This is a genomic window from Spirosoma flavus (genome assembly GCF_054778555.1).
Window position 1 is genome coordinate 209,067 of record NZ_BAAGZL010000008.1, and the last position, 23,234, is coordinate 232,300.

Consider the following 23,234-nt stretch of genomic DNA (forward strand, 5'->3'; position numbering starts at 1 on the left):
TGTGTCTGTTTTCCTATAACCTTATTGCCTTCTTTTGCGGTATGAATCCCCAACATACTACCACTTTTAGTGTCGCTCGGCTTTAAAGGGACGCATCATACTGTTATGATAATCCGTAGTAACGGACCATTAAAACCTCACTGATGCTGTAAGTCGTCATTAATACGACGCTCATTAATTACCTCTAAGGCCTAGAAAGCAAGAATACTTCGGTTACTAACTCAACTAACCCAATGCCGAGTGAGTATTTACAAAGCGCGATTCGCCAGTTTGAGTATTATAAATGGCTAGGCGGAAAAACATTGGCTCAACTGCCTGGTAAGGCTCTGTTCTGGCAATAAAACCCCGAAAGCAACAGCATAGCCATGCTGGTGAAGCATCTTTGGGGCAATATGCTGAGCTGTTGGACGGACTTTCTCTCGACCGATGGGAAAAAAGCTGGCGCGACCGGGAGGTTGAGTTTACCAACGATATTCAGTCCAGAGCTGTATTACTCCAGAAATGGGATGAGGGTTGGGGCGTTCTCTCAGAGACCCTCAAATCACTACAGGAAGAAGACCTGAGTAAAACCATTTATATTCGTAATCAAGGACATTCGGTGCTGGACGCCATCAATCGGCAGTCAGCCCATTATCCCTATCACATTGGCAAGTTGGTATTTCTGGGGAAAATGCTGGCCCAAATCTGGACGTCACTTTCCATACCCAAAGGTGGGTCTGAGCAATATAACGCTCAGAAATTTACACAGCCCAAATGTAAAGCACATTTTACTGATGAATACCTAATGTCGGATATGCCGGTTGAGAAGAACGGATTAGCAACAGACTCAATCCTATGACCCAAGAACAAGCGCTTCACTTTGCCGAAGAATGGATCGGCGCCTTCAATGCTCACGATCTAGCCGCCATTCTGGCGCACTATGCGGATGAGCTGGAATTTTATTCGCCTTTTATTCCATTACTAAAATTCAATGAAACAGGGTGTATCACCAACAAACGTGATCTGGAACACTATTTTGGAATAGGCCTGAGCACCTATCCCGACCTGCATTTTAGCCTGCATCATGTTTTTGTAGGTATCAACTCGCTGGTTATTGAATATACTTCAGTAAATGGCCGACTGGCCAGCGAAGTCTTTCAATTGAACCAGCATGGTCAGGCCGAGAAAGTGTTTTGTCACTACACCTGAATAACCTACATGGCGTTCTTTAAGTCGCAGCTTTACATACAATCCTTTCTCTAATGAGCGATAATGAATTGTTAACTCATGTCGTCAAAGCCTTAGCCTATCGGTTCACTAAAGCAGCCGATGGCTCAGCCGCTGACTTTGGCATGTATCAAGTAAGTCTTCACAGCCGAAGTCCGAATGAAATTTTGAATCACATGAATGATCTGGTTATCAAAACGATAACGATGGTTCAGGAGGGCCATTTTACTTGTCCACCACCAGAGGCATTGGATTTTGAGGGTGAACGGAATCCCTTACTGGATGGGTTTGAAGAATTGCAAAAAATGGTTAACTCCTCGGGACTGGAGGCTGCTGTCCGTAAACGATTACTGCAAGGTACAATCTTAGATATAGCTACCCATATTGGACAGCTAGTGATGCTCAATGGTTTGAATGGGAATAAAATTCAGAAGGAAAATTATTATGAAGCCACTATAATTTAATGGGTAAATTCCGGTTGTTGGCCTACCCTGAACCTTTTCGTTGACGATTTCAGGTATTAGCCGGTAAACTCTACCCTTGGTTTATGTGCCGAGGCAGTTACCTTAACTCTCCAAAGTAAGTAAAGTACCTGCTAACCTGTGTGTTCATCACGACTTTACCAAAATTACTGAATCATCACCCCCAATATTGAAACAGATACATGAAGGCTTGTTCGTCTCATATGGGAGCATTATTTGAGATGCAACTACGCGCGACGAGCCTGATACGTTTTGTACAGGTAGGCAAATTGATCATTTTAAAGCACTTTAAAACCGCTACGTTAGTCTGGTTAAACCCGTGCAGCTGTGGCTAATTTATCTACTGTACAACGAGTCAACAGACAGCGCCACATGGGGATAACAAGCTCACCTTCTAGAAGTTGAAGGTGTCTGCTACGTTTTCATTTTTGAGGGAGCGTACCCAAAATGCTCCTGAAACAATTTAGCAAAGTACGACTGCGAACTATACCCGAGTTCATAGGCCACCTGCGCTACGTTGTACTCACCAGACTGCAAGAGCGCAGCGGCCCGCTCGAGTCGAACCCGGTGAATAAATCGATTCGGGCTGAGCGATGTAAGCGCGGTCATTTTGCGGTGCAACTGGGTGCGGCTCATACCGGCTTGTTCGGCCAGCCAGCCTACATCCATCCGGTCCGCTTCGTCTAGGTTAGTGAGAATGTACTGGTGCAGGCAGTTTAGGAAGCGTTCCTCCCGGTCAGGCTCCCCAGGAGCCTGATGCACCGCTGTTGAAAGAGCCATCTGAGCCCTGAAGCGCTGTTGCCATTGCTGGCGGGCACGGAGCGCATTGGCCAACCGTAGGTTTAGTTCGGCTAAGTTGAAAGGCTTGCTTATGTAGTGATCCGCTCCGGCCTGTAAACCCATAAGCCGACTTTCGGGCGAGGAACGGGCCATGAGCAGCACGATGGGGATGTGGCTGGTTCGTTCGTCGGCTTTCAGGGAGAGGGTGAGCTCAAAACCGTCCATACCGGGCATCATCACATCACTGACGATCAGATCTGGAATCTCCGCTATGGCCTGCTCCATCCCGTCCCGACCCGTTGGAGCCGTAGCAATCCGGTATTGCTTAGACAAGTACGTAGCCATCTGCATTTGAAGCTCGGCATTATCCTCTACCAACAGTACGAACGGCTTCTCGCCGTCCGGATTAGTAGTTCTCTTCTCCGTTGGCTGACGACTTCTGGAAGCGCTATGGGGTGGGGCATTTCGGCTTTGCGATAGCGCTGACTCCGGCTGACCAACTTGGTCTGCATAGGTGGACGGATTGTCGTCTTTTGAATCGAGTGTAGTGTCTATTTCGTTTCGTGGATAGCGGGCTGGAGACGTGATGGGTAGTTCAACGGTAAAAACGCTACCGTTTCCTTCTTCACTCTCAACGGTTACGCGTCCCCCAAGCCAGTGAGCCACCTCCTTTACCAACGCCAGGCCAATACCCGTTCCCGAATAGGCGCGGGTGGAGCCCGAATCGACCTGATAAAAGCGATCAAATAATATGGGTAAGCCGATGCTTCGGGATGCCAATGCCCGTGTCGGCTACCCGCAACACGAAACGATTGGGTGCTACGACACGTCCCGAAACTATCACCCGCCCACCTTCAGCGGTAAACTTGAGTGCATTCGATAACAGGTTATAGCCGATCATTTCCCATTTATTGTCGTCAAAGCTATACACCAATTCGTCCGTGTCGATATCGCCTTCCCAGTTCAGGGTTATGCCTCGCTGCCTGGCCGGCCCGTCAAACTGGGTAACCACCTACCGCATAAACACGACCGGATCGCCAAGGTGGGAATTGACCTCCAGCTTCCCTGCATCCAACCGCGACATATCAAGCGTTTCGATGATCAGTCGAAGCAATTGGTGAGCATGCCGTTGAATGGTTATCGGTCTGTTGTTGTTGGGTGGGTGCCAGGGACGAAGAAACAAGCTGCTCCGTTGCGTTGAGGATGATGGTTAAGGGCGTGCGAAACTCATGAGTGACGTTGGCGAAGAAATCACTCTTCAGGGTGTCCATCTGTTGGAGGGTTTCGGCTTCGAACGCCCGGCGAGCCAGTTCCTGTCAAAGCATACGTCGGCGGTTCTAGCTTCTAACTATATAGAAACCCGTACCGCTCAAACTCAGAATTACAAGGCTTAAAAACCAAGCTGTGCGCCAGAATGGTGCCTCCACCTGAATCTGAATGCGGGCAAACTGGGGCTCCCAGCCACCCGTGGGTTTGGCCCGATTGAGCATAAATGAATACCTACCGGCCCCAAGCCGGTAGGTAGCCTGGCCGTATGTATCGTTGTAAACAGCCCACTGCGCGTCGTGGCCATCGAGTTTATAGCGGTAGGTTGACGGGGCGACTTCGACCTGGGGCAAAAAACGTATCGTCATGAAATCGCCCTCTTTCAGGAAAAGAGAAGCCTGTCCCAACGTATCACGCTGATAACGCTCTTCGCGGGGTAACTGATTTTCTACTACGTGGATACCGTTGACCGATACGTCGAGGATGTTCAGCGGAGGCACTTGCCGCAACCGGCTCAGATCATACGCATAGAGCTGATGACCCGCATTGACCCAAAGCCGGTTGTTGCCCAGCGGCTGCCCCTGGCTGATCCAGATGCCAATAACTTTTTCGGCTGGATAGGCAAACTCCAGCCGTTGCAGTTGGTTTTGGCGGTTTAGTCGGAAAACCAGGGGGCCAACGGAAAAATAAGCGTTCTGCTCACGGTCGAAGATAATCTTGTAAGTACACAACAGACTCGTTGGGGTGGGCAGTGGCAAGTCAATTTGCCGTATCAATCCCGAAGTCGGGTTAAAGACAACCAATTTGTTGTACAATCCCAGCAGGAGCTCTCCGGTTGATCGGACGGTCAAGGCGGTGATGGGATTACCGGCATGTATACGAAGACGCCCATTTTTGTCAAGATAGCGACGAACCTGGTGACTGGACGGATCGATCGAGTACAGCCCCGTGGAAGCACCTGCCCAAATCGTTCCGTCGGGGCTTTGATTAATGCTGTTCACTTCCGTTTTGTCGAGAGCAACTGGCTCAACGAAAAGCGTTTGAGGGTCGACGTGCAGCAGGCCTGTCTTTGTCCGGCCGATCCAGAGGTGGTCCTGCCGGTCGACAAACAGCGTTCGAATGCCGTCTTTGGCCAAAAGCTCCCGAACCAGCCGGGTCGTGTCAGAGATAAACTGAATACGTTGGGTCTGTGGGTCAAAAAAGGCCAGCTTACTTTCATCGTTTCCGTACGCGTAGCGTAACCAAACCCGACCCCGGCTATCGGGGGCTACCCGGTTAAAATAGTCATCCTGCGAGTGATCCTTCGCATGATACACGCTCAACTGTCGTCCATCGTAGCGAACAAGACCATTAGGCGAGCTGAGCCACAGATTACCCCATATATCCTGAGCCAGGAACGCACTGAACAGATTAACGCCGGGCGGTTGTTTAAGCGTCCGTTCTGCCGGGGGCAGCATCAATTGCTGGGCTATCAGGGGCGGCTCCGTCAACAGGTTGCTAACGAGCAGAAGACTGAGAAGAAATAATCGAAATTGGGGGTACCATGAGGCTGGGATGACCACCTCGAAGGTACCAAAAAAGAGTAAAAGTTGGCTGATTTGGTATGATTCTGGCCAAAATGGAACAATCCTAGTAGTCTTTGCCCTGCTCTATCCCCTAGGTTTGCCCCTTATTTAACTAATACTCCATTACGTATGAAATCATTTTTACATTGTGGGTTGCTTATCAGGTCGATGGCGCTGCCCCTGCTTTGTTTGATGCTGCTAACGGCTCTGCGGCCAGTAAGTGCATGGGCTCAGTGTCCAACCGGTAATGTCATCTTAGCTACGCAGGCAGACGTTGATGCATTTCCACCAGGATGCGTCAATCTTCTTGGGGGGTTAGAGATTAAAGATAGAGATGGGTTGGGCATTACGAACTTAAACTCGTTAAGTCTTATTCAGTCTATCAATGGTAATTTAGAGATCCGATTAAGTCTGGGCTTAACCAGTGTTGATGGATTGAATAGCCTCACCAACATCTCCGGAAGCCTGACCATCGACGGCTGTAGTCAGATCAGAAATCTGTTCGCCCTGAGCAAGCTGACCAGCATCGGCGGGAATTTACGAATCTCAGATAATGGCTCGCTACTAAGTCTGGATGGGCTAAATAACCTGATAAACATCTTTGGGAATGTGAGCCTGTTTGACAATAACGACCTGGGAACGCTGGGCGGGCTGAACAAAATAACCCACCTCACCAGAATATTTATTGACGGTAACTCAAGGTTAGTTGATCTCCAGGGACTGAATAATCTGACCACCGTCTCCCAAGCTTTAGTTATTCGTAATAACGGTAGTCTGACTAATCTGACCGCCCTCAACAAGCTGACCAGCATTGGCGATTTATTCATTTATAAAAATGCTCGATTAAGCCAATGTGCAATCACGGCATTCTGTCAGTATCTTGCCCAGCCACCCGGGTCAGTCGAAATATACGAGAATGCGCCAGGCTGTAACTCGGTAGCGGATGTCCAGGCGGATTGTAGTCCGCTAACCATCACCCCGCCTCCCAGCAGTTCCACCGTCTGCGCTGGAGCGACCGTTACGATCAGCGTAAATACGGTGGGTAATGTGCGCAACTTCCAATGGTATCGCAACGGACAAGTTATCACTGGCCAAACCTCTAGCACACTCTTGCTGACTAATGTACAGCCTGACAATACCGGTGCGTATGTAGTCGTCGCCAGTAACACGGTTAGTACGCTACCATCAACGGCCGTCAACCTAACGGTTAACCCTGCACCCAGCGTCAGTATCAACCCCTCAGGGACGGTCATCTGCCCAGGCCAGACCACTACGCTGACAGCTACTGGCGCCAGTTCGTACCAGTGGCGGGGACCGGACGATTTTACCAGCACCAACGCTATCGTCAGCATCTCTACGCCGGGTACTTACACAGTGACGGGCACCACAAGCCCGGGCTGTTCGGCTATGACCTTGGCAAGTGTAACGGTCAATGCCCAGCCCGGCGTCAGTATCAGCCCGGGCTCGCTAACTTTGACGTGTTCCAGGCCGACCGCGACACTCACCGCTAGTGAAGTGGCTTCCGGGGCACCGCTCGTCTATCAGTGGTGGGGGCCCGAGGGCTTTGTCAGTACCGCCAGCAGCATAAGCGTGAGCACCCCAGGCACCTACTCCCTGGTCGGCACTACACCCTCCGGCTGCTCGGGCTCAGCCACGGCTACTGTCGAGCAAAATGTGACCTTGCCCCCGCCTACCCTACGCACCGCCAACGGCCTCTCAACACTGACTGTTTCCCAGTACTCGGGTACGGTAAATCTGCTTATTGAGAACTGTAGCGGCATAGCCACCTGGAGCGGCTCTAACGGCGCCAGCGGCACAGCAACGACCATCTTAGTGCCCACTACCCAGACAGACACCCTAATCTACTCAGCCACCTGTCAATTAGGAGTTTGCAGCAGCACCCCTGTCTCGGCGACGATTACTGTGCAGGCCCAGCCGCTTAAGCTGCTAGTTGAACGCTATGAGTGCGCCAGCCGCCGACTCACCCTGCGCACTACCGGAGGCAACGGCCAGCCGGTTGAGTACCACATCAACAGTGTATCAAACGGCTGGGAGAGTGTGAGTGATGGCTTTATTCTAGAAAACAAGCATCTTGGTCGAGAGCTAAAGCTGCGGGCTCGCCAACGCAATCCTAGCGGAGGCTGGACGGAGAGTGAGATCAGTTTCACGCCCAAGGCCTGCGGGGCTCGTCAAGCAGTGGAGCAACTAGAGCCAACCCTTTGCGTCAGGGTGCTAGTTAATCCACTAGCGGACTCGTTTGTAAATGTGGAGATCGAGGGGGTGGAAGGTGAGGAGGTTCAGGTTGAGCTAGTGGATCAGCAAGGGAACCGTATATCAGCCCAGCAGTTTGAGCAGTCATTAGCTCATCAGCCGGTTCGTCTGGCGGCAGGTAGTGGGTCAGGTCTGTTGTTGTTGCGGGTTCGAACGGTCCGTCAGTCGCAGACGGTACGGATTCTTAAGGCTCACTAGGCTGATTGATGAGGAATACAGGTTGTCTCACTAAGTTGAACGTTAACAAGTGGGACAACCTGATTTTCTGATGGGCTAAACAGGCGCTGACTTACCCTTTATTGCTAATAATTTACATCAACCATATCGCCCAAATTATTCCGCAAATACATGATAACTCCTTCGTCCCATAAAGGATCGAGGCTGTTGCACATCTATTTTGAACTATGGTTTGTCCTCAATCTGGTTGCTATTTGGTTCAGAAATCGACCGAAATACCCCGAATTGTCTTAATATCATCCTTTTCTAATCACGGAAGTGAGTTGTGCACCAGCCACGCTCCTTTTAAGAGATGTTCATTCACCCCTCCCCATCGGCCGAGTATCTACTTCGAGGCAAGGGGGAGCCGCTACGGGATAAGCAGCAATCGATCAATTTAACGACAGCTGAGCAGTTGAAAGAATTTAAGACGGTAATAAATCAAGATCTCGATAGACGGATTGCAGAACTGGAGGGGTAATTCAGTCAATAGCCAACTCCAGCATCTTTATTATTGCTATGAGAAACTAACTTCCTACGCCTACCAGCGGTGCAAGCTCTCTGCTATCAATGAAATCGATGGCGGGTACCTGCTCACCAACGGCAAGTACAAGACCGAATTAATTAAAAAGTAGTTGCTCCAAAATCTCGGGAAGAAACGTAATGTAGAATCCGGACTTTTTCTGTACAAAGGCAGGTTAACCAAGTAACTTGGAGAAACCTAATTAGGGTTACATCATTAGTGCTACACTTTCAATTCAATCGAACGCCTGGTTGCGCATTAGAAATCATATCGACCGCCTGCTGAGTTAGTTTTAGGGCTGCTCTGTTTTCCTTCCGTAAGTTGATCAACTTCAGATATCGCTCATCATGGCGCGTATCCAGATCACCATAACTACGTTGCAACAGTAGAGCTTCCTGGTCTGGTAATTGCAGGTTTAGCCGATACTAACCAGGTAACAACTTCGCTCAATATGACGCCGATCAATTTTGTTCGGGTCACTCAGCAAAGCTACCAACCGCCGACAGACCACTTCGCGGGTAACCTGGCCTTTTAGCGAAACCCATTTGGGGCCGTTTGGCGTTTTATCTGCCCAATACGGTCGACTCTCAGTCAAAGCATCTTAGCGAAGGCAGATACAAACATGCCGTATTGAACCCGGATTTAGGGCTTTTTCTATCCGATGCGACGAGAGTGTTAAAGAATGCAACGAAAGTGTTAGCGCAATCATGAAAATTTGTTGTATTTGCCATTCCATTTAGCGCTACATCATGTTAATAAAACCTAATTCTCTGGAAACATATGAATTAGGTAGCCAGATGATTACGCTAATCTTTAACACTACCCATAAATAGCTGGTGAGCTCAGCTCATTACGCGTCTTTGAGTCGCTTTCGAAAATAGTTAAACACTAGTAAAAACAAGTACCTAAAGCCCCCCCTTACCAGCTACATTTTTAATCAGTTTCATTATGAGAAATCACATTTACTCACGAATCTTTCTTGTTTTCTCATTTCTTCTGGCCTTATCCAGGACGTTTACGCACGCTCAGGCCTTAACCTGGCAGAGCGTGAGTACGGCTAATCCAAGCAATCCAGGTACGTGCCGTATTACAGGGTCTGCCACAGACGCATCCGGCAATTTGTTCCTGGTCGGCATCTTTTCGTATTCGGTTAATTTACCTACTACTACAGGCAATATTACCCTCACAGGTAGTTCCAATGGGACCGCAACCATGTTTGTTGGAAAGTGGAGTCCTACCACTGGCAGATGGGTTTGGGCTACAAGTTCAGCCGTTGCACAGGGGTTCGCCATTGCCGTGAGCGGGTCAAACGTATACGTTACCGGAAATTTTGGGTCAGGGTCCGCTACAATAGCAGGCCAAGTCTTAACAACAACCAATGTCGAAAATGATACCGATATATTCGTAGCGAAATACATTGACAACGGCACTTCGTTCAGCAATGGCTGGGCTGTGAAAGCAGGGTCGGCAGCCGTTAATAGTTCCGATGCAGGCCAGTCTATTGCCGTTAATGGGACTAACTTATACGTAACGGGTAGATTTGAAAGCACGGCTTCTATTGCTGGGGTGACATTAAACTCCAATGGTGGCAATGATGTATTTCTGGCTAAATATGTTGACAACGGCTCGTCTGCTTCTGGCCGGTGGGCGACCAGCGCAGGTGGGGGGCAGGGAGACATAGGCAACGCAGTCGCTGTGAATGGGTCAAACGTATATGTGGGTGGCCAGTTTTATAATGCAATAACCCTGAGTGGCACAACACTAAACTCGTCGGGCACCGATGATATTGACCTTTTTCTGGCTAAGTACATCGACAATGGCACTACGTTCGCCAATGGCTGGGCCGTAAAGGGAGGAGCCTCGGGTTCAAATAAGGCTGATATACTGTCTAGTATCGACGTAAACGGCGCTGATGTTTTTTTTACGGGTGGCTTCACATCAGGTGCATCGATAGCCGGCACTACCCTTACCAGTCCGTATACAGCTAGTTTCAATGTATACGTAGCGAAATATACAGATAATGGTGGAACAGCTACGGCACGTTGGGCAAGAGGGGTTTCAGCGGCCAGCAGTATCAGCAGTGGAAATGCGGTAGCCGTAAATGGAACTGCGGTTTATGTAGGGGGCTATTTTTCTGGCAACGTAACGATTGCCGGCACCGCACTGACGGCTAATGGTTCATCCAATGATGCTTTTCTGGCGTATTTTACAGATAACGGCAGCACCGCTACCGATGGAGGGGCTTTATCAGGGGGCAGTACCAATACCGACCAGGGAGCGGCCGTTAGTGTTATTGGAAATGCGGTTTATCTGAGTGGTGCCACACGGAACGGAGCCGTATTTGGTTCAAATACTGTTAGTTCGACGGGTCCTTCTACCGTTCCGTTTATTGCAGTGGCGCAGGGGCCATCAACTGGGCCCATTATCAGCAACTTTGCGTCAGCACCTGCTCCGGCATGTGCCGGTAGTCCCGTTACCTTTACGGCCACTCTTGGCAACGTAACGGGAACCTATGCCTATACATTAGCCAGTAGTAGTGGGTCCCCATCTTCAGGAACAGCATCCAGCACAAACTTTAGTCAGAATTTAACTCTCACGGGTTCCGGTTCGCAGACAGTCACACTGTCCATTTTAGCCAATGGCCAGACCGCGTCAGCAACGACGACCGTTGCTCAACCCTCGCCCATTATGAGCGCTACCGCCGTCACCAACGTAGCCTGCAATGGAGGCAGTAACGGGGTAGCTTCTGTGATCGCATCAGGCGGGGCAGGTGGTTATACCTACAAATGGAGTACTGGAAGCACTCTGCAGACCATTACGGGCTTAATGGCAGGAGTCTACTCGTACACCATTACTGACGCCAACAGCTGTACCTTCTCCCGAGCCGTTGTCGTCACCCAACCCTCGGCGCTGGTCAGCTCTACCGCTGTTACCAACTTGGCTTGCAATGGAGGCAGTAACGGGGTAGCTTCAGTGGCTGGATCAGGCGGGGCAGGTGGCTACTCCTACAAATGGAGTACGGGAAGCTCTCAGCAGACCATTACGGGCTTGTCGGCAGGGGTCTACTCGTTCACCATCACTGACGCCAACAGTTGTAACAAAACCGGAACAGCGACCATCTCTCAACCCTCGGCCATCGTCAGTACGACCGCCGTCACCAACGTAGCTTGCAATGGGGGCAGTAATGGGATGGCTAGCGTAAGCGTATCCGGGGGGGCCGGGGGCTATACCTATAGCTGGTCTCCTTCGGGGGGCACAAACGCCACCGCGACGGGGCTATCGGCAGGCTCCTATACCATTACCGTCACCGATGCCAACAACTGTTACCACTACCGGACGATCACGGTCACCGAGCCACCAGCCCTCGCCGCCACTACGTCCGTAACGGCCATTACCTGTCAGGGAGCCAATAATGGCCGGGCCCGGGTGAACGTATCCGGTGGTGCAGGGGGCTATAGCTACAGTTGGTCTCCCTCGGGGGGGACCGGAGCGCTGGCAACCAACCTATCCCCCAACTCGTACACGGTTTCCGTCTCGGATGCCAACAACTGCCTCCTCACCCGAATCGTCTCCCTGACTCAGCCGGCGGCTCTGGCCGCCACCCTATCCCAAACCAACATCACCTGTAACGGCAGCGCGAGTGGAGGGGCCAGCGTGAGCGTAACGGGTGGTACACCGGATTATACCTACAGCTGGGCGCCTTCGGGAGGGAGCGGGGCCACCGCCACAGGGCTATCGGCGGGTTCGTATACCGTAACCATCTCCGATGCCAACGGCTGCCCTTCGATCACCCAAACCGTTTCCCTCACGCAGCCCTCAGCCCTGACCCTAACCGGCTCGCAGACCAACGTAACGACCTACGGCGGAAGTGATGGCGTGGCTCGGGTCGACGTATCGGGTGGCGTACTAAGTTATAATTATACGTATCACTGGGGACCCGGCACCCTTACCGGTGAAAGTACGTCCAGCGTATCCGGCTTGAGCGCCGGTGTCTATTCGGTTACGGTCACCGATGCCAATACCTGCTCCAAGACGCAAAGTTTTACCCTTACCCAGCCAGCCGCTCTGACCATCACAGGGTTTGGGGCAAACCCGGGTACGGTATGCGCTGGCAGTCCTGTTACATTTACGGCGACGATTGGCAACGCAACAGAACCCTATGCTTATACCCTGACGACTCCTGGTGGCAGCAACGTCACGGGCACGGCGTCGGGTACGGCGTTTAGTCAACTCCTAACCGCTTCCGCAACCGGCAGTCAATCTTTCTCACTCATCGTGAGCGCCAACAATCAGCTAAGAATGGCGACGACGAGCGTACTGGTCAACGATTTACCGATGCTCACCCTCAACAGCAGTAGTGTCTGCGCAGGCGAGCTGGTGAGTCTATCCGCCACCAGCGGATTGAGTAGCTACACGTTTACCGGAGCCAGTGGACCTATCGCCGGTTCGGGTAACACCCGGACTATAGCAGGGCTACCGGCCAATACGTATAGTTTCACCGTAACCGCTACGAATGCCCAGGGCTGTTCCAACTCAGCGACCACCGCTGTAACGGTAAACCCGCTGCCCAATGCCCAGTTGACGGCTGCCCCCTCGACCACGCTCACCTGTACCAACACGAGTTTGACACTAACGGCAACGGGCGGGACGAGCTACAGTTTCACCGGGCCAGGCATAGCCAGTCAGGATGCGACTACGGGAACGGCAGTCGTCAACGCCAGTGGCTCGTATTCGGTCCTGGTGACTAATACGATCACCGGCTGTCGAAGCGCCACCACGATTACCATTGAGCAGAATATCGCCCTGCCAACGGTCAGCATCAGCCCCACCAATGCTACGTTGACGTGTGCGAATCCAGCCGTGAGTTTATCGGCCGTTGGCACGGGCAGCTACCGCTGGAGTACGGGAGCTACTACGGCCACGATTTCGGTCAGCACGGCCGCTACGTATTCGGTGACGATAACGGGCGCCAACGGCTGTTCGAATACCGCCACTTCCAGCGTGAGTGCCGACCAAACCCCGCCTTCACTCACGGTTAGCCCATCGACGGGCACGACGTTGACCTGCGCCACCCCGGTGGTGAGTTTATCGGCGGCTGGTGAGGGCTCATTGCGTTGGAGTACGGGTGAGACCACGCCGGTTATTTCTGTGAGTACCGCCAATACGTATTCGGTTACGTTGACGGGAACGAATGGCTGTTCGAGTACGGGTAGTGTCAGCGTCATACAGGATCAGAACCCACCTTCGGCCGCCATTGCTCCGACCAGCGCTACGCTGACCTGCACGAGCCCCATACTAAGTCTATCGGCCATGGGCACGGGTACGTATCGCTGGAGCACCGGCGAAACCACCTCCATCATCTCGGCCAGCGCGGCTGGTCCCTATTCGCTGACCGTAACGGGCACCAATGGCTGTTCCACGTCGGCCACCACGACCCTATCGCTGGATACGACTCCCCCTCCGCTGAGCCTCTCCCCGATCAGTGCTACGTTGACCTGCACTACGCCAGTGGTAAGTTTAAGCGCGTTGGGGAATGGTTCACTCCGTTGGAATACAGGTGCCACTACGGCTTCCATCAGTGCTACGTCGGCCGGCACGTATTCGGTTACCCTGACGGGTAGCAATGGCTGTTCGAGTACGGCATCCAGTAGTGTGGCGGTCGATCAGACGCCACCGGCGCTGCTGATTTTACCAGCGAGTGCTACGGTAACCTGTACCAATCCGGTAGTCAGTCTGTCCGCTATTGGTACGGGAAGTTATCGCTGGAGCACGGGGGCTACTACGTCGGCTATCTCAGTCAGTACGGCTACTACGTATTCGGTAACGCTCACCGGCGCCAACGGCTGTTCGAGTACGACCGCGGCCAGTGTGAGTGCCGATCAACTTGCGCCATCGGTGAGCATCAATCCGGCCATCGGAACGCCGGCTAGTACTACGTTGACCTGCAGCACACCAGTCGTGAGTTTGACGGCAGTGGGTAGCGGCAGCTATCGCTGGAGTACCGGCGCTACTACGGCCAGTATTTCGGTGAGTGTAGCGGGTCCGTATTCGGTAACGCTTACCGGCGCCAACGGCTGTTCGAGTAGCGCCAGCGTGAGTGTGAGCGCAGACCAGACCCCACCTTCGCTCTCGATCACCCCCTCGAGCGCTACCTTAACCTGCGCTAGTCCAGTGGTAAGCTTGAGTGCGGTAGGCAATGGTACGTATCGCTGGAGCACCGGCGCTACTACGGCCAGCCTATCGGTCAGTGTGGCCGCTACGTATTCAGTAACCCTTACCGGGGCGAACGGCTGTACGACGGTGGCCACTGTCATCGTCAGTGAAGACAAAACTCCTCCCCTGGTGAGTATCTCGCCAGCGAGTGCTACGCTAACCTGCACCACCCCCGTGGTGAGTCTGAGCGCTCTAGGCAGTGGTACGTATCGCTGGAACACGGGTGCCACCACGGCCAGTATTTCGGTCAGTGCAGCGGGTCCGTATTCGGTTACGTTAACCGGGGCGAACGGCTGCACGGCAACGACCAGTGCCGCTGTGATTTACCAGAACTGCGGCCCGACGGTGGCTAATATTATTCCGTCACAATCGGCTACGGTAGGGAGTGCCTACAGTTATACCATTCCGGCCACTACGTTCACCGATGCCGAAACGCCCAATAGCCTGACTCTGTCGGTGAGTGGCTTACCGGCCGGGTTGAGCTTTGTGTCGCCCAACACCATCACGGGTACACCCTCCACAACGGTGGGCTCACCCTTCACCGTGACCGTGGTGGCTACCGATCCGGGTGGCTTATCGGTTGCGACGACCTTTACGCTGACGGTGCAACCGCGTAGTTTCGCCATTACCGGGGTGACCATGCTGGACTGTAATCACATTAGTTACTTTGAACGACGCATCAATTTCACGGTCAGCTTTGAGGGCACGAATGGTCAACCCATCAGTCTATCGGTCGTCAACGAGGCTACGGCTGTCGCCATCAATGAGCCCTATCAGTTGAACCTGTTCACCGACAACCCGGTGATTGTCTTCAAGGCTCGCCAGCAGGGCACGCCGGGCGAAGCCAGCTTTAGCTACAACTGGCTGGCGTTCTGCGCCAATGGCAATCCGCGGGTGGAGAACGCCATACCGCCCCAGTCGGCGACAGTAGGGCAGGCGTTTAGCTATACCATTCCGGCCAACACCTTCACCGACGCTGAAACACCCAACTCGCTGAGCTTGTCGGTGGTGGGTTTGCCAGCGGGTCTGAGTTTTGTGGCACCAGCTACCATCGCCGGAACGGTGTCGGCCTCGGCCAGTGCGTTCTACAGTGTGACGGTAATCGCTACCGATCCGGCTGGTGGTTCAATTTCGACGATTCTTCCCCTAAGTGTGGTGAACTCAGGTGGCTGCGGGAGTATGTTCACCCTGAAAGTAGGCGACTGGAACGATCCCGCCACCTGGTCTTGTGGCCGAATACCGGTACTCACCGATGCTGTTACGCTCAACCATGCGGTGAGTTTACCCCCTACCTATCAGGCACTAGCCCTGCGGGTGATATACAGTACTACAGGCAGGTTGCTGTTTGGTGCTAGCAGTCGGCTAAAGCTAGGCGGGAATTAACGTCTGAAATAAGGAGTCAGTAACTGTAGCAACGGTTCCTACAGTTACTGCCCCCAACTAAAACTATAAGCACGTTAACCTCCTGCCTTCGGTCAATTCTTATGAAACCAACGCCCTATTTAAAAACTCATCAACCCCATAGTCAGCCCCAGGTGAGTTGGGCGCTGGCCGAAGGCAACTACACCCATGTGCATTTTCACAACGGGGGGTACTACCTGTCGGCCATCACCCTGGGCACTATTTGCCAGCGTTTTCCCTACCTGGTGCGGCTGAGCAAGCAGCTGGCGGTTGATCCTGGGTTGATTGTGGGCCGGCATCGCAACGAGACCCGACAACTGGTGGTGGAGTTCGGGGTGGGCGGTACTAAGCAGGAGGTCGTGATTCCGCGTCGGCGGGTTCGTGAGGTTAAGCAACTCTTACGCGGGCTTGATGTCTGGTGATTTGATTATGTATACTAGGGTTATGAACAGTTAGGCCAGTACGAGGTGGTCCTCTCAGCCGAGTATTATAATCATGTGCGCTGGTTGAATTAAAGCGAAAGAACGCAACGTCTATACGAAACGCTGGCTCTACTGGGGCTGGCGTTTTTGCTTTACCGTTCGCTCAAAAGATTGATTAAAATCTAGGCAAACCTTCGCTTTATCTGCTGACATTGAGTCAATTGCCAAACGTTTATTCATCTACTAAACTATTTCCTTACGATGAAACACTTCTTTTCCACTTTCCTGCTACTGGTTCTGCCTACCCTGCTGCTGGCCCAGGGCAACTATGTAGCTAATAGTAGCAATAACTCCAACACGAATTCTTATGGCACCTTTAACACGCTGGTAGGGCCAGGGGCCGCTGGGGCAGCTACGCTGACAGGAGATCGAAACGTAGCTGTTGGCTACAATGCAGGCGTGGTGCTCACCTCAGGGTATAGGAATAGTTTTGTGGGCGTAGATGCAGGGCGCAACACGAATACGGGTTACCTAAATACATTTATTGGTGCTGAAGCGGGATTGAGTTTGACCAGCGGGCCTAACAATACGTTTGTAGGCGCTGGTGCCGGGCGATCTATGACGGTTAGCGGGGCTAACGTGTTTATTGGGTCACGAGCCGGGACTAGTCTAGCCACGGGCGCATCGAATACGATGGTGGGCTATCAAGCCGGTGCTTATGCCAGTGGAGGAAGTTTGAATATTTTCATGGGTACTTCGGCTGGCTCGTACAATAAATCGGGGAGCTATAATATCTTCCTGGGAATACAAGCTGGCCATGGTAACGATTCAGGCGGCTATAACGCCTATATAGGCAATACAGCCGGATACAATAATTCGACTGGAGAGGCCAACGTGTTTGTGGGTAATATGACTGGGTATAGCAATACGAGTGGTGCCAACAATGTGTTTCTAGGCACCCGTGCGGGCTATTACAACCGCACCGCTAGTAATAACGTCTTTATTGGTTACCAAGCAGGTTTCTATAACACCACGGGCATTGGCAACCTATTTATGGGCAACGCAGCCGGAAGTCAAAGTAACGGGTCTTACAATCTGTTCATCGGCAATGGCTCAGGCGGCAATACCACCACTGGTCTGGGCAACACCTTTATTGGCGATGGAGCCGGACTGGGCAACGCTACTGGTCAGAACAACACTTACATCGGCCGGGCAGCCAACTACTCGGGTAACGGGGCAGGCAATTATAACACGTTTATCGGCTTTGGAGCAGGTACGAACGGGCCTACAGTCAACAACTCCACCGCCATCGGCGTCAACGCCATCGTCACCGTTAGCAATGCGGTGGTTTTAGGCGCACCCGGGGCTAAAGTGGGTATCGGCAACTCGGCTCCCAACAACACCCTGGAGATCACAAAGGGCACGGCCAACCAGTCGGGTCTGCGGTTTACCAACCTCAACAATTCCTCGCCCGCCACCGCCCTCAATCAAACCAAGTTTTTATCAGTCAACGAGCAGGGTGATGTGGTACTAGCTAGTATGAACGGCTCAGCACGTGAAGGCGTGAGTGAATCACTGTGGCAGCGCAAAGGCTCGCTTCTGCAAAGTACCCAAAACGACGCAGTGATCATTGGCAGTAACGTAGCACGAACGCCATCGGGTTATAAACTGTTTGTGGAGGATGGTATTCTGACCGAGAAAGTCAAAGTAGCGGTCAAGAACACGAGTGACTGGAGCGATTACGTATTTAAGCCAAATTACTTACTCAAGCCATTGTCTGAGGTTGAACAGTACATTCAGAAGCATGAGCACCTACCGGGCATTCCATCAGCCAGAGAAGTGGTTGAAAAAGGCGTCGACGTAGCGAAGATGGATGCTAAACTGCTGGAGAAGATTGAAGAACTGACGCTGTACAGCATTGAGCAACAGAAGACCATCAAGCAGCAGCAGTCCCAGATTGATGAATTGAAAGCCCTCATGAAACAGGTTCTGGAGAAGAAGTAAATTCCAAATAATTGCCGCATCACAGCCGCCTGGAGTTATTCCGGCGGCTTTTTTCTTTTTCACCACCGTTAAGTAAAATCACAGATACAAATGAAGTTAGTCTATCAATAACTCACGTACTTTCCCTCACAACCCGAGGAAACGCTCAATGGTAGTGCTTTCTTCATATGGTGTGGATAAAAGCTGAAAAGCAGACGGGTAGTGCTCGTCTGCTTTTTATGTTATAACTATATAAGTAAGTACCAAAGGGGCTAGTTCCTCGGAATTTGAGTGAGAGATTTAGTTGCTTAGAGGAAATAATAAATCAAGTGTCTCTTAAAAAAAGCGTTTTTGGAGAATAACTGAATCAATTGTTATGGCTTGATCATTTAATCTTCCACCCTATTACTAAGCAAGTAAATCTATTATAAGAACGCTTCAGTTAATTTATAGCAGCTTCGTATCTCAAGACAACACGGGGATGGAATTTCGATTCTCGTCCAGAGCCACAAACGTAAATGAACCGTGAATGGCCCGATGTCGTTCTAGCGCATACATTTCCTCCACGTAAATTTCTACTCCGATCCGAATACTAGTATTCCCCACGTGTTCGACTTTTCCAACCAATTCAATAATGGTGCCCGCAGGAATTGGCTGAGTAAAGTTGATTTTATCGGACGAAACCGTCACCATGCGCTTGCGAGAAAATCGAGTGGCTGTAATAAAAGCAACTTCGTCCATTAGTTGCATAGCAGTTCCACCAAACAACGTATCGTAATGATTGGTCGTATTAGGAAAAACGGCCTTAAAAATGCGGGTCTCAGCCAACGCTATCCGCTCAGCAAGGGAATCAGGTTGGTGATTAATGTCCATTCAGAATTCGGGTGATGGCCTTCTACACTCGAAGCGTCGCTGGCAACGCGGGCAGCTAATCGATTCATGTTTGGTAACGCATTTTGTTCCATTCCTTTCATTAGACATAAACGGTATCGTCTTCTGCTACATGGTGAAAGTAAAATAAGGTAAAAATCTGCTCGGCTAATGAAGCCTACTGTTCAGCCTGACTAGCTGATCACAGTTGGTTGTCATTCATCACTTGATAGTCTATCACTGACTGTCTAACCCCTTTCTCCTTTAACATCTGACCAATTTCATCCGCCATATAGATCGACGCTTCAATCTCAGCTTTGCGAATGGCCACACTTTCAATATTGAACCCGAAAGGAATAGACCGCTCCAGGCAGTAGGTCGTCAAGCTAGCAGCAATATCGAGGCATATCTTCACCGATTTGTCAAGAATATCGTCCGATGTTTTCAGTTCTTCCTGCAATTCATCTGGTACGTGAATGCCTAGCCACTCCATAAAATGCAGGGTTTTGGCCGATCCACAGGCGGTAAGTGTAAAAATGAGCGTTGGCGGTTTTACGCGCTGCCTGTTACATCGGTGTGCCAGGTCTGCGATAACCTGCTGAGCATAGTCAAGATTAAAAACGCATTGAGAAATAAAGTACGATACCCCACAGCTCATCTTGTCCAACATCCGGACATCCTCATCATGGAGTACTTGATGCCGTTCCGGGATGGTAACCGCACCGATAACGGAGGTATCCCGGTGTTTGCTCCACAGGTGGTAGGCTTCGGTAAGGCTCGTTTTGATGGGAGAATCCGGTGCGGGTACACCCACAAAAATGGGATAGAACTGGTGGCTATGTAGTTCTTCCAACCAATCCGATAGCTCGCCCGCAGAGAATTTCCCAGCAGGACGGTAAATTATTTTCGGTAGGGGTAAAGGCCCTAGATTACGGGTGGCAAATTCGATTGGATCAAGGGCATTGATAAAGGGAAAGGGCCTTTCTTCGGCTGTTCGGGCCGACTCATCCTGAACATCATAGACCACGAGCGCATCGATATCCAAGCCTACCAGCCGGTCAATTGTTTTTTGGGCAATCTCGGCCACGCGTTCAGGCGTGGTACTGGCTTTGGGTGGCGTAATACCGTAGAGCAGCACGCCTGACTCGCCAGATTTAATCTTTTCTAAAAACATGCGGGTACTTAAGTTATGATTTTAGGCTTCAGACGATTGGCGAAATTACTCCCCAAAATATTCGGCGGAATTATTTTCGGTTTCATGCAACCTGACCGAATGCAGATAAACCCCCTGGTTCCTTTCGATCGGTGCTTTCAGCTAATTAAAAATCCCAATGCAGAGCAGCTCTGTTGTCGCCATTTTACCTCGCATAAAATCCACATCCAGGTTGAGGTTTTTGTGGTCGAGCTTTTCAATCACCTGATCCTATATAATCACTTTAAGCCGTGTCAAATCGATCAGATACCCGGTTGATTCACGAATCTCCCCCTTGACGGTAACAAACAGGTTGTAATTGTGTCCATGCCAATTAGGATTAGCGCACTTGCCAAATACCGCTTTATTCTCTTCAGCACTCCAGTCTTCCCGGTACATCCGATGCGCTGCATTGAAGGTTTCCCGGCGTGTAACATAAATGACCATCGATAACTTTTTAAATCATGAAAGGCGGGCGGTATCGCCCGCCTTTCTCCTAGTAAAGGACGCTTTCGGTACTGATTTGCTCCCGGGCCTGCTGAGCAGCAGCAACCATGTTCGCGATAGCGACTTTGGTTTCCGGCCATTTCCGCGTTTTCAACCCACAATCTGGGTTCACCCACAAGTTTCGGGCCGGTAGTAAGTCAGCGGCCTTGGTTAAAAGCGAAATCATTTCTTCCGAGCTGGGAACCCGTGGCGAATGGATGTCGTAAACACCGGGGCCAATCTCGTTGGGATACTCAAAATGAGCGAAGGCATGCAGCAATTCCATTTGTGAGCGTGACGTTTCGATGGTGATCACATCAGCATCCATGGCAGCAATGTGTTCAATAATGTCATTAAACTCGCTGTAGCACATGTGGGTATGGATCTGCGTTTTATCGGCAACACCGCTGGCCGTTACCCGGAAGGCTTTCACGGCCCAATCCAAGTAATGAGGGCGCTTGGCTTTTCGCAAGGGTAGCCCTTCCCGAATAGCCGCTTCATCAATCTGAATAATGCCGATACCGGCAGCTTCCAACGCCAGCACTTCATCATGAATCGCCAAAGCGATCTGGTTCGTGGTGACATCACGGGGTTGATCGTCGCGTACAAAAGACCATTGCAGAATCGTTACCGGACCGGTCAGCATACCCTTCATATATTTTGCCGTTTGAGCGGCCGCGAATGTAATACAGCGTACGGTCATGTCGTAAGGGCGGCTTACATCGCCATAAATGATGGGTGGTTTTACGCACCGGCTGCCATAGCTTTGAACCCAACCATTTTGGGTAAACAGGAATCCTTCGAGTTGCTCGCCGAAGTATTCAACCATATCATTCCGCTCAAATTCACCGTGAACCAGCACGTCCAGCCCTACAGATTCCTGCCAGCGAATCGTCTCGATGGTAGCCTGCTCGATGGCCTGTTCATACTGCTCCAGGGTCAAATCACCTTTCTTAAAACTGGCCCGCAGCTGCCGAATATCATCCGTTTGGGGAAATGAGCCAATCGTCGTTGTTGGGAACGAAGGCAGTTGGAAGCGGTTGCGCTGAATTTGCTGACGGATTGGGAACGCACTGCTACGCGTTGCGTCAGAATCAGTAATGGCGGCAACCCGATCCTTCACGACTTGCTTATGCACTTTCTCCGAAGAACGGCGACTGGCAATCGCCTTTTTGTTGGCATCCAGTAACTCCTGGGCCCCTTCAACGATTTGCCTGAGTTCACTAACTTCAGCTAGTTTTTGTTTGGCAAAGGCCATCCAATTTTTAATGTCTGGGTCCAGTGCAGTTTCCCCGTCAAGGTCAATCGGACTATGTAGCAACGAGCAGGATGGTGCCACAATCACACGATCAATACCTAATTTTTCAACGGCCTTATTAATCAGGCTCAATGATCTCTCGTATTCGTTTTTCCAGACGTTACGTCCGTCAATAACACCCAATGAAAGCTGAAGCTGTTGAGGAATCAAGGCCAGCACTTCATCTAGTTGCTTAGGGGCGCGAACCAGATCAATATGTAAGGCCTGAACGGGTAGGTTCACAGCTAAAGCCGTATTATCCAGTAGGCCTTCAAAGTATGTGGCAACTAGCAGGTTAACGCCACTCACTTGGTCAGCCAGCGTACGATAAGCATCGTTAAACGCGTCCTTCTCTTTTTTCGACAGATCAAGCGCCAAGAAAGGTTCATCCAACTGAATCCACTGAGCCCCTGATTCTTTCAGCCGGTTAATAATTTCGATATATACCGGAATCAGTTTACTGATCAGATCAACGCGTTCGAAACCTGGCTCTTTTTCTTTACCCAGCAGTAGGTAACTGATGGGCCCCACCAGCACAGGCTTGGCCTTGGAGCCTAGGGATTGTTTTGCTGTGTTGTATTCGTCAAATACGTTTCCGTGGAAAATGGTGAATTCCTGATCGGTCGTAAATTCGGGAACGATATAATGGTAATTCGTATCCAGCCACTTCGTCATTTCCATGGCCGTCAGATCCAGCCCTTCTTTCTGGTAGCCACGAGCCATCGCGAAATACAGATCAGCGATCCCCTTCTCGTCTACTTTAGCTGAAAGTGATGCATACCGTTGAGGAATAACCCCCAGCAACAGGCTCATATCCAGTGTCTGATCATAAAAACTAAAATCATTGCAGGGGATCAGATCGATACCCGCCTCCAGTTGGGTTTGCCAGTTTTCCTGCTTAATGGTTTGGGCCACCTGGTTTAAGGCCGTCAGGTCGATTTTGCCTACCCAATACTGTTCAGAGGCTTTTTTGAGTTGTCGTTGTCCACCAATCCGAGGGTAGCCCAGGTTCTGAGTTCGCATTATCGTTACTTGTTTGGTAAAGAACAGTTGAACGTGCT

General features: G+C 51.1%; 13 protein-coding genes and 2 pseudogenes. 7 read left to right on the plus strand and 8 right to left on the minus strand.

Features of this window, described 5'->3' with window-relative positions:
• Nucleotides 1-392 precede the first annotated feature (392 nt).
• From ACYVF1_RS29535 to ACYVF1_RS29545, 3 genes and pseudogenes are all read left to right on the plus strand, one after another.
• A pseudogene (locus ACYVF1_RS29535) lies at nucleotides 393-838 on the plus strand (DUF1572 family protein).
• Entirely contained in the window at nucleotides 835-1,188 is a 354-nt protein-coding gene (locus ACYVF1_RS29540; RefSeq protein WP_461085820.1) for a nuclear transport factor 2 family protein, read from the plus strand. The pseudogene ACYVF1_RS29535 and the gene ACYVF1_RS29540 overlap by 4 nt, the downstream one beginning before the upstream one ends.
• Before the next feature lie 53 nt (nucleotides 1,189-1,241).
• Nucleotides 1,242-1,670, plus strand: a complete 429-nt coding sequence (locus ACYVF1_RS29545; protein WP_461085822.1) for a hypothetical protein — start codon at nucleotides 1,242-1,244, stop codon at nucleotides 1,668-1,670.
• A 432-nt stretch (nucleotides 1,671-2,102) separates the two neighbouring features.
• On the opposite strand, the gene ACYVF1_RS29550 is transcribed toward ACYVF1_RS29545, so the two are convergent.
• The 4 genes from ACYVF1_RS29550 to ACYVF1_RS29565 form a co-directional block, all read right to left on the minus strand.
• Nucleotides 2,103-3,248, minus strand: a complete 1,146-nt coding sequence (locus ACYVF1_RS29550; RefSeq protein WP_461085824.1) for a response regulator transcription factor — start codon at nucleotides 3,246-3,248, stop codon at nucleotides 2,103-2,105.
• Nucleotides 3,211-3,480 (minus strand): sensor histidine kinase, encoded by a 270-nt coding sequence (locus tag ACYVF1_RS29555; RefSeq protein WP_461085826.1) that lies wholly within the window; start codon nucleotides 3,478-3,480, stop codon nucleotides 3,211-3,213. Before ACYVF1_RS29555 ends, ACYVF1_RS29550 begins: the two co-directional genes overlap by 38 nt.
• Nucleotides 3,481-3,553: 73 nt before the next feature.
• Nucleotides 3,554-3,739 carry a histidine kinase dimerization/phospho-acceptor domain-containing protein gene (locus ACYVF1_RS29560; protein WP_461085828.1) on the minus strand — a complete coding sequence of 62 codons (186 nt, stop codon included), beginning with the start codon at nucleotides 3,737-3,739 and terminating at the stop codon, nucleotides 3,554-3,556.
• A gap of 66 nt (nucleotides 3,740-3,805) precedes the next feature.
• Nucleotides 3,806-5,224 (minus strand): ligand-binding sensor domain-containing protein, encoded by a 1,419-nt coding sequence (locus ACYVF1_RS29565; protein ID WP_461085830.1) that lies wholly within the window; start codon nucleotides 5,222-5,224, stop codon nucleotides 3,806-3,808.
• Between the two features lie 204 nt (nucleotides 5,225-5,428).
• On the opposite strand from ACYVF1_RS29565, the gene ACYVF1_RS29570 reads away from it, so the two are divergent.
• The 4 genes from ACYVF1_RS29570 to ACYVF1_RS29585 all read left to right on the plus strand — a co-directional run bounded on the left by ACYVF1_RS29570 (nucleotide 5,429) and on the right by ACYVF1_RS29585 (nucleotide 18,349).
• The gene (locus tag ACYVF1_RS29570) at nucleotides 5,429-7,768 is read left to right on the plus strand and encodes an immunoglobulin domain-containing protein (RefSeq protein ID WP_461085832.1); all 2,340 of its coding nucleotides are present in this window, start codon (nucleotides 5,429-5,431) and stop codon (nucleotides 7,766-7,768) included.
• Between the two features lie 1,489 nt (nucleotides 7,769-9,257).
• A complete protein-coding gene (locus ACYVF1_RS29575; RefSeq protein ID WP_461085834.1) occupies nucleotides 9,258-15,905 on the plus strand; it encodes a putative Ig domain-containing protein in 6,648 nt (2,215 codons plus the stop codon).
• 101 nt (nucleotides 15,906-16,006) lie between these two features.
• A complete protein-coding gene (locus ACYVF1_RS29580) occupies nucleotides 16,007-16,345 on the plus strand; it encodes a LytTR family transcriptional regulator DNA-binding domain-containing protein (protein ID WP_461085836.1) in 339 nt (112 codons plus the stop codon).
• Between the two features lie 261 nt (nucleotides 16,346-16,606).
• Nucleotides 16,607-18,349 carry an autotransporter outer membrane beta-barrel domain-containing protein gene (locus ACYVF1_RS29585; RefSeq protein WP_461085838.1) on the plus strand — a complete coding sequence of 581 codons (1,743 nt, stop codon included), beginning with the start codon at nucleotides 16,607-16,609 and terminating at the stop codon, nucleotides 18,347-18,349.
• Nucleotides 18,350-18,793: 444 nt separating this feature from the next.
• Here the strand turns inward: ACYVF1_RS29585 and ACYVF1_RS29590 are convergent, their stop codons facing one another.
• The 4 genes and pseudogenes from ACYVF1_RS29590 to metE all read right to left on the minus strand — a co-directional run bounded on the left by ACYVF1_RS29590 (nucleotide 18,794) and on the right by metE (nucleotide 23,196).
• Entirely contained in the window at nucleotides 18,794-19,201 is a 408-nt protein-coding gene (locus ACYVF1_RS29590; protein WP_461085840.1) for an acyl-CoA thioesterase, read from the minus strand.
• Between the two features lie 199 nt (nucleotides 19,202-19,400).
• Complete coding sequence (locus ACYVF1_RS29595) at nucleotides 19,401-20,372, minus strand: methylenetetrahydrofolate reductase (protein ID WP_461085842.1); 972 nt, start codon at nucleotides 20,370-20,372, stop codon at nucleotides 19,401-19,403.
• 141 nt (nucleotides 20,373-20,513) lie between these two features.
• Nucleotides 20,514-20,837 (minus strand): annotated as a pseudogene (locus ACYVF1_RS29600) (6-carboxytetrahydropterin synthase).
• 49 nt (nucleotides 20,838-20,886) lie between these two features.
• Nucleotides 20,887-23,196: a 5-methyltetrahydropteroyltriglutamate--homocysteine S-methyltransferase gene (gene metE, locus ACYVF1_RS29605; RefSeq protein WP_461085844.1), complete on the minus strand. Its 2,310-nt coding sequence runs from the start codon at nucleotides 23,194-23,196 to the stop codon at nucleotides 20,887-20,889.
• Nucleotides 23,197-23,234: the final 38 nt, after the last annotated feature.